Here is a 12,737-nt window from a genome sequence, read left to right as displayed (position 1 = left end):
TTTAGCCGGCAAAAAACATCGGGTACAACGACAGCACCAACAGCCCCGCCATCGACCCGTTGAACAGCTTCAACCAGCGGGGCTCACGCAGGACATTGCGCAAGCCGGTGCCACACCCCGCCCACACGCACACACTCGGCAGGTTGACCACGGCAAACACCACGGCGATGACCAGCACGTTAGTGAAGTAGCCTTCAGCCGGCGTATAGGTGGTGATCGCGCCCAATGCCATGACCCAGGCCTTGGGGTTGACCCACTGGAACACCGCAGCGGCGAGAAAGGTCATGGGTTTGCGCTTGCCGTCGGTGTCGTCCGACATTGCGCTGGAGGTCGCTATCTTCCACGCCAGGTACAGCAAGTAAGCCGCCCCGATATAGCGCAACGCGGTGTACGCCCATGGCAACGCCTTGAACACCTCCCCCAGGCCCAGGCCGACCGAAATCACCAACAACATAAAGCCCACGCTGATCCCCAGGGCATGGGGAATCGAGCGGCGAAAACCGAAGTTCACCCCCGACGCCAACAGCATGGTGTTATTGGGGCCAGGGGTGATCGAAGACACGAAGGCAAACAGCGCGAAGGCCGATAGCAAGCTGGTGGACATGAACATGGTGCGTCATCCGGCGAATTATTGTCGCCTTGACAGTAGAGGGTTATGCCGCGCCTCGCCCCGTACAGCTAGGGGCAGATCGAGAGATACAATTCATCAAGGGTGGGAGCTGTCGAGCCCGGCGAGGCTGCGATGGCGGCACAGCCCCCAGCACGATGACAACTTCGCCAAAGCCTGACAGCAAATACGAAACAATTGACGCTTAAACCGGACTTGGCACCTGCCGATAGGTGACTGTTTGCCCCAGCGCGATGGCACTGGCCTCAAGCCGCAGACGCTCGGCGTCAAGAAAGCCATGCAACGTTTTGAGATGACCGATCTTGAGTTGAATCTCAGCCATTTTGTCGGCCACCAACGCAGCGCCCTGGGCACAGTCAATCGTACTTTGCCGCTTGGCTTCGAGGATTTCGCCGACTTCAGCCAGGGAAAACCCCATCTTCTGCGCCATCTGAATAAACGCCAGGTCCAGTGCCGTCTGCTCACTGTAAACGCGGTAGTTATTGGCTCCCCGCTGCACGGTGATCAGCCCCAGCGCCTCGTAATACCGCAAGGTATGGCGCCCAAGGCCGCTCCTACGCTCAAGCTCTGCGACTTTCACGGTAAATTTTCCTTGACTGTAGAGGTAGCTCCACAGTTTAGCCTGCGCACCTTATCCAACCAAGGAATGCGCCATGCGTACTCAATGTTTTGTCACCGGCGGCAGCGGATTTATCGGGCAGCATTTGCTGGCCCACCTGAGCGCTACAGGGCACGAGGCCTGGGTGCTGATGCGCCACGCCGCAAACCTTGAATCGCTCAGGGAGCAGGTGCGTCTACTGGGGGGAGAACCCTCGCGCATTCAGGCCGTTCAAGGCGACCTCAATCACCCGAACCTGGGGCTGAGCGCGACTGACCGCCAGCGTATTGCCTCAGCCCGCGTGGTATTCCACGTCGCCGCCCAGTTCGCCTGGGGCCTGTCTATGGAGCAAGCCCGCGCGGTCAACGTCAAAGGTGCTCTGGAGGTTGCCCGGTTATCGGCAAGCCAACACAGTCGGCTGCTGATGGTGGGAGGCTACATGCTGCAAAACAGCGCGCACTTGACCAGCATTGGCATTGATCAGCAACGTCCAGAACACAGCGATTGGCCCGCCGTGTACAGGCGTGTGGGTGGGTACGAGGCAAGTAAGCTGGAAGCGCATTTTGCGGTCATTCGCTACATGCAGGCGCAACGGGCCGACTACACCATCGTGCACCCGGCAACGGTCTGCGGGCATAGCGAGAGCGGGCATATCCTGGCTGGTCAGCCGGTAGCAGAGCTGATTCGCAACCTGGCGACGGGCAAGTTGACGGCGATTCCTGGATCAACCCGCCACTGGCTGCCATTGGTCAGTGTCGATTACCTGGTGGCGTTGATGGTCGCGGCGGCATTCGACCCGGCAATGGCAAATCAGCAGGCCCTGGCACTGGACGAGCTCAGCCCCAATCTGCAAGGACTGGTCACACACATCGCCCACACCCTGGAAGTGCAGACTCCCCGCCACCACCTACCACTGGGCCCACTCAGATGGCTGCTGAAAATACCGGGCGTGGCTAAGCACTTTGGCACTAGCCCGGAATCCCTGAACTTCATCCGCACCGAGCGATTCGACATGACTCATAGCCGCAAGCTGGAAAGCCGATATCAGCTCAAGCATGCTGATTTGGCATTAACGCTGGAGAAAACTGCGCGATTCGTCAGGCATGGACTTCTGAACTGAAGGAAGTTTTGCCCCCCAACAAATGACATGAGCACTGTTGAGTGCTGGCGTAGAATCCAGCCCAAAGCACAATCATATTCAGGGAAATCCGGATAATGCTCTTCGAGAACCTCGCGCTGTTTTTGTTGATTGTCGAGAAAGGCGGATTGTCGGCGGCAGGCCGCGAGGTCGGGCTTTCGCCCACGTCTGTGTCGGAGCGGCTCGGGGCCTTGGAAAGGCACTACGGCGCGACACTACTGACCCGTACGACCCGCTCAATCAGCCTGACGGACGAAGGGCGGACGCTGATGGAGGGCGCCCGGCGCCTGCTCGCAGAAGCTGAAGACATCGAGAGCACTATCAAACTGGGCACCGAACGAATCTCGGGGCTGATACGCCTGAGCGCTCCCGTCGACCTGGGCCGCAACCGCATCGTGCCCATCCTCGATGATTTTCTGCAGAAGCATCCCAACGTCAGCCTCGACCTGAACCTGACCGATGGCTACCTGGATCTCGCGGGGCAAGGGGTTGATTTCGCCATTCGATATGGCGCCCTGTCCGACAGCACCCTGCGCGTCAGAAAACTCAGCGAGGGCCGTAGGGTCGTGTGTGCATCCCCCGCCTATCTCAAGGCCCATGGCACGCCCCAACACCCATCGGACCTGGCGCAGCAACAGTGCATCCTGATGCGCTTTGGCAGCAGCATCCACCGTGAATGGCAGTTCCGCGCCGCTGGCCGTACGTTCAAGGTGCTGGTGTCGGGCAGGCGTATTGCCAATGATGGCGATCAGGTGCGCCAGTGGTGCCTGGCCGGCCACGGCATCTGTATCAAGTCCTACATCGATGTACGTGATGACTTGGACGCCGGCCGACTGGTCGAGGTGCTGGAGACCTACTCCCTGCCGGGCGTGGACTTGCAGATTGTCTACCCTTCCGGCCACGCAATGCCGCGCCGGGTCAAACTGCTGATGGACGAAATCTCCTTGAAGCTGGCGACCTGAGCGCGCCCCAAGGAGATTCTTTGGACCTGACCTACCGCTTTCAGCCCTACTGAGCCCAGGCGGCAAAGTCCGAGTAACCACGTTCGGTACCGCCAAACAACTCAGCGCCTTCCAGACCGGCTAACGGGTAACCCTTCTCCAGCCGCAGTGGCAGATCCGGGTTGGCCACAAACTTGCGTCCAAAGGCGATAAAGTCTGCGTAGCCTTTTTCCAGGACCCACTCAGCAAGTTCCAGGTCGTACTTACCGGCCACCACAATCGCATTACGAAAGCGCTCGCGCACGGCCTGGCGGAAGTCTTCGGGAAACTTGGGGGCATCATCCCAGTCCGCTTCGACCAGGTGCAGATACGCAATATTTTTGCCCTGCAAATAGCGGGTCGCTTCCAGCAACGTCGGCAGAATGTCCGGGCAAGCCATGCCACGCGCCGTAAGAAACGGCGCAACCCGGATGGCTGTGCGATCGGCCCCCACTTCATCAATTACCGCATCCATGACTTCCCTGAGAAAGCGCAGACGGTTCTCGCGCGATCCGCCGTACTCATCCGTACGCGTGTTCGACGTGGTGCGCAGGAACTGGTCGATCAGGTAGCCGTTGGCCCCATGCACTTCGACACCGTCGAAACCTGCCGTCATGGCATTACGCGCAGCCTTACGATAATCGTCGACGATGGCGTGGATTTCGGCGCGCTCCAGTGCCCGTGGTGTCGGGCACGGGGCCATACTGCCGACACCCGACGCAGAATCTACTTTCCAGATGCTGCCATCAAACGCAATTGCAGACGGCGCGACCGGTAATTCGCCATTGTGGAAGTCGGGGTGCGACATGCGCCCTACATGCCACAACTGCAGGAAAATTCGTCCGCCAGCGGCATGCACCGCATCGGTCACCAGGCGCCAGCCGGCGACCTGTTCGTCACTGTAAATCCCTGGGGTGAATGAATAACCCTTGCCCTGGGGCGAGATCTGCGTGGCTTCAGTCACAATGAACGCAGCCGACGCCCGCTGCGCGTAGTACACCGCGTTCATAGCGTTCGGCACATCGCCAGGCTGGGTGCTGCGCGAGCGAGTCATGGGCGCCATGACGACACGGTTGGGCGTGCTCAGTTGACCAACAACGCCTGGGGTAAAGAGTGTGGACATCGGTGTCTCCTCGTAGATAGTCGGTGGTGCCAATGACCACAGCGTATCTGCGAGGGGATTTCTTGATAATCGACTCAGTTCGGGAAACATATTCCGGTTAATCCGGATAATGCGATGGTAGGCAGACGCAAAGCCCGCATGATCAAAAGACGGTCGGCAACTCAGGCGCCAAAATTAAAGGCAATAGAAATGCGCGGACGCGCGCCTTCAAAACGTCTTACGGAATGCATCAGCCACGACGGAAACATAATGAACGTTCCACTGGTAGCGGCATAAGTCGTACTAAAGCCAGCAGTAACACAATCTTCCACCCTCATGCGCAGCGCAGGATTGTAGATCGATGCAACCATCCCGCGGGGGTCGATAAACTCAAGGTCACCGCCAACAGCCGGATCTTCCTCTCGCCCGCCGGCATCCACCCAATAAACCCCCGACCAGAATGCCCCCGGGTGGCCATGCAACGCATTGCTGTGCCCTGCCTGGTTAACGTTTGCCCAGGCATTGAGTTTCCATGCAAAACTCGGCTCAGTTAAGCCGTACTGCTCGCTATGCACCGCCGTCAGTTGAGTGGCGAACTCGGTGGCAAAGCCAACCAACGCATCGCAGGCCTGCCCGCCCCATTCCGGGAAGTCGCTCGCCGACTGCCAGCCGCCGTCATTACTGCGCTGCGTGCCGCCCAGATCGTCCGCCATGCGACAAGTGATCAGGGTTTTCAGCTCTGTATTGAGTTTTTCTGCATCGGGGTACTGGAGACTGGCCAGGGGAGTTGCAAACAGCCGTCTGATGTTTATCAGTTCAGGGTTTAGCGGGTTATTACTGGAGTGCATTGCGATGCTGACCAAGTTGCGCTAGTTGCAAAAACCTTACCGGACGAACTAAATAACAGCTGTAAACCTTTGTTAAAATTTACTGGGCATTAGTTAACCACACCCTATCAAGTTGCCGAAAAGTCGAATTCAACCTCAGTCCATATAAGCCCCCACCGACACACTCAAGCTGAATACTGAGTGATTACCAGCAGTATCCCGAAGCTCACCAGCAAGGCGCCAAAAGCCCGGTCAATCCATTGTCGTGCAGCCATCAGTTTTTCGCGCACCCTCCCAGCGGAAAAGCACAGCGCAATAAGGCTGAACCACAGCACATGCGCCCCCGCGATAAATAGCCCATAGGCCATTTGCACGGTCAACGCGGTGTCCGGTCGTACTACCCCCATAAACAGACTGACGATAAAAATCGATGTCTTGGGGTTCAACGCATTCGTGAGAAACCCGGTACGCAACGCTTCCAGGTCAGACATCGCGGCAGGTGGCGCGTCCAGCTGTTCAGTCGCAGGCCGGGAACGCAGCATCTTGATCCCCAAGTAGACCAGATATGCCGCTCCAGCCAGCTTCAACGCATTGAACAACCAAGGAGTCTGTTGCAGCACCAACCCTAATCCGAGCAGCGTGTAGCCCACATGAACCAGCACCCCCAGGCCGATTCCCACAGCGGTGAGCACACCTGCCCGCCGGGACAGGAGCAAGCCGTTACGAGACACCATGGCGAAGTCCGGCCCTGGACTGATGCATGCAAGGAGTGTGATGGTGATTACTGCTATCCATTCGCCCATGTTGTAGCCTTTGAATTATTGGTTGTGTAAGGCAATATTTGCAGATCCTCTGCTTGGGTAATAACGATGATTTCTGAAGAAAATAGTGACTACAACTCACTGATTTCTGAGACGCGCATGCCCTCCCTGCTTGCATTGCGCTGCTTCGAATCCGCCGCACGCCTGGAAAACTTCGCCCGTGCGGCTGACGAACTGCACCTGACACCCGGCGCCATTAGCCGCTCAGTGCGCCTGCTGGAAGAGGATTTGGGCGTTGACCTGTTCGAGCGACGCAGCCGAAGGGTGTTTTTAACGGAGCCCGGAAGACGCCTGGCAAAAGCCGTCAGTGAAGGGCTCGGGTTGATGAACCAGGCCGTGCGCGCGATACGCAGCGACGCCCGTCGAGCGCGCCGGCTTGTCTTATCCTGCGAGCCAACGCTGCTGATGCGTTGGTTGATCCCTCGCTGGAGCGACTTCCAAACACATCATCAAGGGCTGGACATTCACCTGGTTGCCGGCGGTGGCCCCTTCTCATTCAACCAGGGCATCGACCTGGCCATACGGCGGGACGATTTCCCACGGCCTCCCGGCTACCATGCCGAGACACTATTCCCAGAGAGGGTCGGCCCTGTATGCCGGCCAGACAAAGTAGCTGAGTGGTTTGGTAAAAACGGCAAATCCCTGCTCGCCTCGGCCCCGCGCCTACAGACGACTAGCCGGCCTACGGCTTGGCAAGAGTGGGCCAACGCAAAAGGCCTGCCCACTCCGACCATGGAAATGCAATCCTTTGAGCACTTTTACTTCAGCATCCAGGCAGCGGTTGCAGGCCTTGGAGTAGCCATTGGTCCGTGGCACCTGGTGCGCGACGATATCGAAAGCGGTGTATTAGCCGCGCCATTGGGGTTTGTTGAAGATGGCTCGCGGTACTGCCTGCTATCGCCGGCAGCCCCCAAGCCAGGCAGCATGGAAATGGCGTTACTTAACTGGTTGCAGGAGCGATCCTAAATGCCAGGCAACATTCACCCAGCGAAGGACAGACAGTGCTTATCGTATTCAGCGGCCTTCCCGGCACCGGAAAAACCACTCTCGCCAAGGACCTCGCCGCGACGACAGGCGCCGTCTACCTGCGCATCGATACCATTGAGCAAGCAATCCGAAACTCCGGAACGCTTGCCCAAGACGTGGGACGCAGTGGTTACGTGGTCGCTAATGAGCTTGCACTGAGCAATCTCCTGCTAGGCCGCACCGTCATCGCCGACTGTGTAAACCCGGTAAGCGAAAGTCGAGTAGCCTGGAGCGAAACCGCCTCAAAGGCCGGTGTTCGGCTAGTCAATATCCAAGTGATTTGCTCTGATAAAAATGAACATCAGCGACGGGTAGAAACACGGAGGGTGGATATTCCGGGGCTGACGCCACCCACCTGGCAGTCGGTACTCAATCATGAATATGAAGCGTGGGACCCCGCCCCGTTTTGCATAGACACTGCCCTGGCTTCGCCGGCGCAAGCGGTGTCGATGATCACAAACCAATTCCTGCCCAGGGGAGAAGGTGTGATTAGCGAGCAATGACATCGACAGGGCTGTAAATGTGGGATTTATGCAAAATGGTCTGGAGAGGCATATGGACGTTGCAACACTCGCATTATTCCTGCCCGCCTGCTTTGCACTGAATATGGCGCCGGGGCCCAACAACCTGCTGTCCATCAGCAATGCAACGCGCTACGGATATCGCACAGCCTGCATCGCAGGCGTGGGGCGCTTGCTGGCATTCGCCATCATGATCGCACTTGCTTCGGCGGGCCTGGCGGTGGTGTTGCAAACGTCAGAGCTGATCTTCTACGGGGATCAAAATAGTCGGCGCGGCGTACCTTTTCTACCTGGCGTATCAGCTGTGGAACGCCGCACCGCAAGCAGCAGCCGAATCAGAAACCTCTGGGACGGGGTTGTGGGGGCTGGCCAGGCAGGAGTTCCTCGTCGCTGCCGGCAACCCCAAAGCCATCCTGATCTTTACCGCGTTCCTACCTCAATTCGTTGACCCAACGGCAGACGTTGGCGCTCAGTTCCTATTGCTCGGATTGCTGTTTCTGATACTGGAGTGGATCGCCATTTGGCGCCTATGCCTATATCGGGCTGCATATGCGCCGCTGGTTTACGCAGCCTCGCGGCAAGAAGATTTTTAATCGTTGCTGTGCCGGTTTGTTGTCTGCGGCTGCCTCGGCTCTATTGATGGCGCGGCGTACCTGATCCTAAAAACAGGAGCGTTTTATTTTCGAAGCAACTGCACCAGTGCCCCGAACGCATTGTGTTTAGCACACTAGGGCGAGTGCCTGTGTCAGGACGCTGGCCCGATGGCAATGGATTCTTGCTCTGCCACAACCTGGTTACGCCCCTGTTGCTTGGCGCGGTACAGCAATTGATCTGCCTTATGGAACACATCACCCATCGAGTCGCCGGATCGCCAGAGCGCAACCCCCAGCGAGACAGTAATGTGACCAACAGTCTCCAGGGCGGTGGATGCGATCGAGAGTCGCAAACGCTCTGCGATGTCTACAGCGGCAGCGATTGAGCTATCGGGAAGCAGCAAAACGAACTCCTCCCCCCCTACACGGCAAAGCAGATCGCTCGGCCGAGAGTTCTGTTTCATCAGTCCTGCTACCGATCTGAGCGTCTCGTCACCTACGTCGTGGCCAAAAGGTATCGTTCACTCGTTTGAAATGATCAATATCCACGGAAATCACAGCAATCGTCTTCTTCGACTCCAACCACACCGTGAGCGCGTCTTGCATTGCGCGACGGTTTGCCAGCCCGGTGAGTGGATCACTTTGAGCCTGGTGGTTGAGCCTGCCGATTTTTTCCTGCAGTAGGCTCACGCTAAGCAAAAGTGCCCGACGTAACTGCCAGCTTTCCAGGTAGTCCACAGGGATGGCGCTGATGCGCTCATAGCTTTCCGGGCACGTCCAGGCGTCCGGCGCTGTCCGCCAAGCGGGACAACGGGTTGGAGATTCTCGACCCCGCCCACCATATTAGTAGCAAACCCAGCAGGCCCAGTGGCACGATCCCTTTAGCCACCTTCAGCGCGGTAACGCTCAAAGTTTCCTGAACAACGGCCATTGGCTGTTGCGAGACAATGCCCCAACGGCTGCTGGGTATGCCCGCGTAACCCGCAAGCATTTCATTCCCATCCCGGTCGACCGCCTGGAGTGAACCATTAGCCTGACTCAGTGCAGCATCTACAATCCGATCATGGTCAATGAGCCTGCCGATTTGTTGCGGGTCAGGGTGGTAGAGCACACGTCGCTGACTGTCTACGAGATAGACATATGCCCCATTTTGTCGACGGTTCAAATCCATCAGCGCTTGAAGCGTATTCTGCTGCTCCAACCTGAGAGTCCCGCCCACCAGCCCGAGGTACTGCCCACTTGCATCGAAGACCGGCTGGGATACGAAAACCACCAGATTGCCAGTGATAGAGTGAAATGCATTACTGACCATTGGCTTACGCCGCTCGAGCGGTTCACGGCGTTGAAGAGATTGGCCGTTTAGCTGCAACCGCTCTGGCGCAGATGCGACGATAGTGCCGTCGGCGTTGGCAATCAGCACTGAGTTGAAGCTGTTGTCTTGCTCAAGCAGCCGTCGAGCCTCGACAGCCAGCAGCTGGCGGTCAGAGAAGTTCTTTGAAAGGATGGCCGAGCCATATTCAAGGCGGTCTAGATCAGAACTCAACACCCCTTCTACCGCTGCTGCGATACGAGCAGCGTAAGCTCGGTTGCCTTCCAGCGCGTTTTCAATGAGCTCTCGCTTTTGGATCTTGAACATTACCCAGAATGTATTGGCAAGAGTGACTGCGGCACTGAACAGCGCAAAGGTGAGCAGTACGATGCGTAGGTTCAGTCTGGGTTTCGGCTGAGAAGGCATTCGGTGTTCCAAGGATATGCAGGTGTAATTTGCTGAAGTCTCAGCCATCGGGTAGAGAATGCACGTCCGAGTGCTTCTAGCTATTGGACAACACCTGCAGGATCTTAAATGGTGCAACGTCAATGGTTAGTGTCTCATGCAAAAGCCCCAGTCACCAACGGCTAGTCCCTGATGAACAGGCCTGCCAGCAACTAAGCACCGTGGTTGAGGCGATTGAAGGCGTCGCCCTCGAGCCAATCGCCAACCGACCTAGAAGCCTCATGCCTTGAGCAAACTCGGCTAGGCGCGTTCACGTCGGTATAGCGGACTCTACTGGCGACCGTACTTCCAGGAGCTTTTCCAGTGTCTGACATGCCGACCCATTTTGCTTACACACAACGCTTCAACGCCGTGCTCGCCTACATTGATGCCAATCTCGAAGGCGACCTGTCGGTGAAGACGTTAAGCGGTATAGCAAACTTTTCGGCATTTCACTTCCACCGACAGTTCACCGCGTTCGTTGGCGTGCCGGTCTCACGATATGTGCAACTGATGCGCCTACGCCGTGCGGCACATCGCCTGGCGGCCGTCGCTGATCATTCGGTACTGGACGCCGCACTCGACGCCGGCTTTGAAAGTCCCGAGGCATTCTGCAGGGCGTTCAAGCGGGCGATCGGTATGACGCCGAGTGCGTTCAGCAAGGAACCGAACTGGCAAGTCTGGAATACGGTGTTCGCAATCCCTCACTTTTCCAGGACTATCATCATGCAAGTAAGGATCGTAGATTTCCCTGAGGTCAAGGTAGCAGCGCTTGAGCACCGCGGGCCAGCAGGGCTCGTCAGCGAGAGCGTACGCAAGTTCATCGAGTGGCGTATGCACAGCGGACAGTCACCGCAGGCATCGAGTCGCACCTTTGGCATTCCCTATAACAACCCCGATACGACACCTCCACAAGCGTTCCGCTTTGCGATCTGCGGTGAGATTCATGAGGCTGTGGCGCCAAATGAGTTTGGCGTGCACGCCCTCGTCATTCCTGGCGGCCGCTGCGTCGTGGTGCGCCATACGGGCTCACCGGATCATATTGGCGAAACGATCTATCCGATTTACCGCGACTGGCTTCCCACCAGTGGAGAAGAACTTCGTGACCAGCCGCTGTTCTTCAATTACCTGAGCGCCTACCCCCAGACACCGATGGATCAATGGCAAACAGATATTTATGTTCCACTGCAGTAGGGGAATAAGCTGCCTTCGACCTTGAGTTGACGGTAGCGAGCGAAAATCGGGGCAGATGTATTTTTAGAGGTAAATCTGCCCCTTTTCACTCACATATCCCCCAACGCTCTCGCAATCAGATCGACAAAATGGAGGTTGATGTGGAGGATCGTAAGCAAAGCCGAGTCGTCGTCATAGGCGCGGGCATAGTGGGCGCGTCCCTGGCTTATCACCTGGCAGGCAAAGGTGCAGATGTTACGTTGGTAGACGCCGGAGATATTGCGTGCGGCGTGACGGGGACCTCATTTGCATGGATCAACGTTTCTCACAGCGGGTTCGACCCTATTGCGCAACTGCGCAGCTTGGTCATCAATGAGTTTCGTCGACTCGACATGGAATTACCCGACCTGAACGTTCGATGGACAGGTGCCCTAACTTACGGCACGAACCTGGATGAAACGCTGCAAAGGGCAGGCAATACAACTGCAGAACATTTAGTGTCCCGCCCCCAGATTGTCGATATTGAACCCAATCTCAAGCATCCCCCTGAACAGGCCTTATACGAAACCCAAGCAGGTGCCTTGGATGCGGTACGAGCAACCCACGCCTTGATTGCAGGCGCCAAAGCGCATGGGGCCAATGTATTAACCCATACACGGGTTCTCGGATTTAGAATGCTGAATACTCGAGTTACAGGGCTCGAAACCACAGCGGGAATAATTGACGCCGATATCGTTGTAATCGCAGCGGGGATTGGTACCAAGAAACTCACCGACATGCTTAACGTTTCTCTTCCTATAGAAGAATCTCCAGCCATTTTTATTCGTTACAAGGCACCCGCCAACCTGGTGCAGACCATAATTTCCAGCCCCGCAATGGAAGTCAGACAAGAACAGGATGGGACGTTGCTAGCCGCAGAGGATTATCTGGGTGATGCCCTGGACAACCAGGCAGAAGCGATTGCGCTACGAACAGCCCAGGCCATCCGGGACGAACTTCATGGGGCTGATTCCATTGAGCCGGAATTGGCATGTGTCGGGCTAAGACCATTTCCCGCTGATGGCATTCCCATTGTCGGTTACTTGCCCACAGTCAGCGGTGTATATGTTTGCACAATGCACCCTGGCGTTATCCTTGCCCCGATAGTAGGCCGTCTGGCCAGCGAAGAGATAATGGACGCCACTCTGGCCCCTGCCCTCGGCCCTTGCCGCCCTGACAGGTTCATTCAACCTTAGTCCGTGCTGGTTGACACCACCATGGCCACTAACTTTCCATGCCTGAGGCTGTCGGCTACCAGTACATTGTTTGCCAGCAGCAGCCCATGACCGGTGATCGCAGCGCTCACTGGGTTTTGAGGGTGGGCTAGTTCTACTGTGGGTGCCACTGGTGGCATGGTGGCTGGAAATTTCCTGGTGGGCTGCACTGGTCACCGATCTGGGGCTGTTCGTTTTCTTCTTCTTTTACGCGCTGGCGTTTCAGTGGGTCTTTGATAGGGTGTTTGATGTACCAGAGTCCGCGAAGGAGCAGGTTTCGGTTAACCCGTAATCCGCCCGGAATCCCGATTGGCCCACCTGTAG

The 12,737-nt window shown here is 57.1% G+C and carries 14 protein-coding genes and 2 pseudogenes; 8 read left to right on the top strand and 8 right to left on the bottom strand.

Translation table 11 applies throughout. The features are described 5' to 3' along the window. Position 1: 1 nt before the first annotated feature. Positions 2-610, bottom strand: a complete 609-nt coding sequence (locus tag PSH80_RS11270; RefSeq protein ID WP_057959778.1) for a LysE family translocator — start codon at positions 608-610, stop codon at positions 2-4. A 202-nt stretch (positions 611-812) separates the two neighbouring features. Next, complete coding sequence (locus tag PSH80_RS11265; RefSeq protein ID WP_057959779.1) at positions 813-1,208, bottom strand: MerR family transcriptional regulator; 396 nt, start codon at positions 1,206-1,208, stop codon at positions 813-815. Between the two features lie 73 nt (positions 1,209-1,281). Here PSH80_RS11265 and PSH80_RS11260 point away from each other — a divergent pair, with 73 nt between their 5' ends. Next, on the top strand, positions 1,282-2,346 hold the full coding sequence (locus PSH80_RS11260) for an SDR family oxidoreductase (protein WP_305420238.1): 1,065 nt from the start codon (positions 1,282-1,284) through the stop codon (positions 2,344-2,346). 95 nt (positions 2,347-2,441) lie between these two features. Then, positions 2,442-3,326: a LysR family transcriptional regulator gene (locus PSH80_RS11255; RefSeq protein WP_169990570.1), complete on the top strand. Its 885-nt coding sequence runs from the start codon at positions 2,442-2,444 to the stop codon at positions 3,324-3,326. Between the two features lie 46 nt (positions 3,327-3,372). On the opposite strand, the gene PSH80_RS11250 is transcribed toward PSH80_RS11255, so the two are convergent. From PSH80_RS11250 to PSH80_RS11240, 3 genes are all read right to left on the bottom strand, one after another. Next, complete coding sequence (locus PSH80_RS11250; RefSeq protein ID WP_057959782.1) at positions 3,373-4,467, bottom strand: alkene reductase; 1,095 nt, start codon at positions 4,465-4,467, stop codon at positions 3,373-3,375. Between the two features lie 161 nt (positions 4,468-4,628). Next, the gene (locus tag PSH80_RS11245; protein WP_128593615.1) at positions 4,629-5,294 is read right to left on the bottom strand and encodes a TIGR02466 family protein; all 666 of its coding nucleotides are present in this window, start codon (positions 5,292-5,294) and stop codon (positions 4,629-4,631) included. A 164-nt stretch (positions 5,295-5,458) separates the two neighbouring features. Next, positions 5,459-6,076 carry a LysE family translocator gene (locus PSH80_RS11240; protein ID WP_057445077.1) on the bottom strand — a complete coding sequence of 206 codons (618 nt, stop codon included), beginning with the start codon at positions 6,074-6,076 and terminating at the stop codon, positions 5,459-5,461. Between the two features lie 66 nt (positions 6,077-6,142). Between PSH80_RS11240 and PSH80_RS11235 the strand changes: the two genes are divergently transcribed. The 3 genes and pseudogenes from PSH80_RS11235 (at position 6,143) to PSH80_RS11225 (ending at position 8,298) form a co-directional block, all read left to right on the top strand. Then, a complete protein-coding gene (locus tag PSH80_RS11235; RefSeq protein ID WP_169990569.1) occupies positions 6,143-7,060 on the top strand; it encodes a LysR family transcriptional regulator in 918 nt (305 codons plus the stop codon). Positions 7,061-7,095: 35 nt separating this feature from the next. Further along, positions 7,096-7,623 (top strand): AAA family ATPase, encoded by a 528-nt coding sequence (locus PSH80_RS11230; RefSeq protein WP_057959786.1) that lies wholly within the window; start codon positions 7,096-7,098, stop codon positions 7,621-7,623. Between the two features lie 52 nt (positions 7,624-7,675). Then, positions 7,676-8,298, top strand: a pseudogene (locus PSH80_RS11225) (LysE family translocator). Positions 8,299-8,386: 88 nt separating this feature from the next. On the opposite strand, the gene PSH80_RS11220 reads toward PSH80_RS11225, so the two are convergent. The 3 genes from PSH80_RS11220 to PSH80_RS11210 form a co-directional block, all read right to left on the bottom strand. Then, positions 8,387-8,698: a GGDEF domain-containing protein gene (locus tag PSH80_RS11220; RefSeq protein ID WP_305420235.1), complete on the bottom strand. Its 312-nt coding sequence runs from the start codon at positions 8,696-8,698 to the stop codon at positions 8,387-8,389. A gap of 28 nt (positions 8,699-8,726) precedes the next feature. Continuing rightward, positions 8,727-8,840, bottom strand: a complete 114-nt coding sequence (locus tag PSH80_RS11215) for a hypothetical protein (protein ID WP_305420571.1) — start codon at positions 8,838-8,840, stop codon at positions 8,727-8,729. A 151-nt stretch (positions 8,841-8,991) separates the two neighbouring features. Next, on the bottom strand, positions 8,992-9,969 hold the full coding sequence (locus PSH80_RS11210; RefSeq protein ID WP_305420233.1) for a cache domain-containing protein: 978 nt from the start codon (positions 9,967-9,969) through the stop codon (positions 8,992-8,994). Between the two features lie 342 nt (positions 9,970-10,311). Here PSH80_RS11210 and PSH80_RS11205 point away from each other — a divergent pair, with 342 nt between their 5' ends. The 3 genes and pseudogenes from PSH80_RS11205 to PSH80_RS11195 all read left to right on the top strand — a co-directional run. Next, positions 10,312-11,181 (top strand): GyrI-like domain-containing protein, encoded by an 870-nt coding sequence (locus PSH80_RS11205; protein ID WP_305420231.1) that lies wholly within the window; start codon positions 10,312-10,314, stop codon positions 11,179-11,181. 128 nt (positions 11,182-11,309) lie between these two features. Continuing rightward, positions 11,310-12,395, top strand: a complete 1,086-nt coding sequence (locus PSH80_RS11200) for an FAD-binding oxidoreductase (RefSeq protein ID WP_289141935.1) — start codon at positions 11,310-11,312, stop codon at positions 12,393-12,395. Between the two features lie 106 nt (positions 12,396-12,501). Next, positions 12,502-12,705: pseudogene (locus tag PSH80_RS11195) on the top strand (chlorhexidine efflux transporter); the annotation flags it as partial. Between the last annotated feature and the right edge of the window lie 32 nt (positions 12,706-12,737).

The organism is Pseudomonas sp. FP818 (assembly GCF_030687335.1).
GTDB lineage: Bacteria > Pseudomonadota > Gammaproteobacteria > Pseudomonadales > Pseudomonadaceae > Aquipseudomonas > Aquipseudomonas shahriarae.
This window is presented reverse-complemented; position numbering and strand designations above follow the sequence as displayed.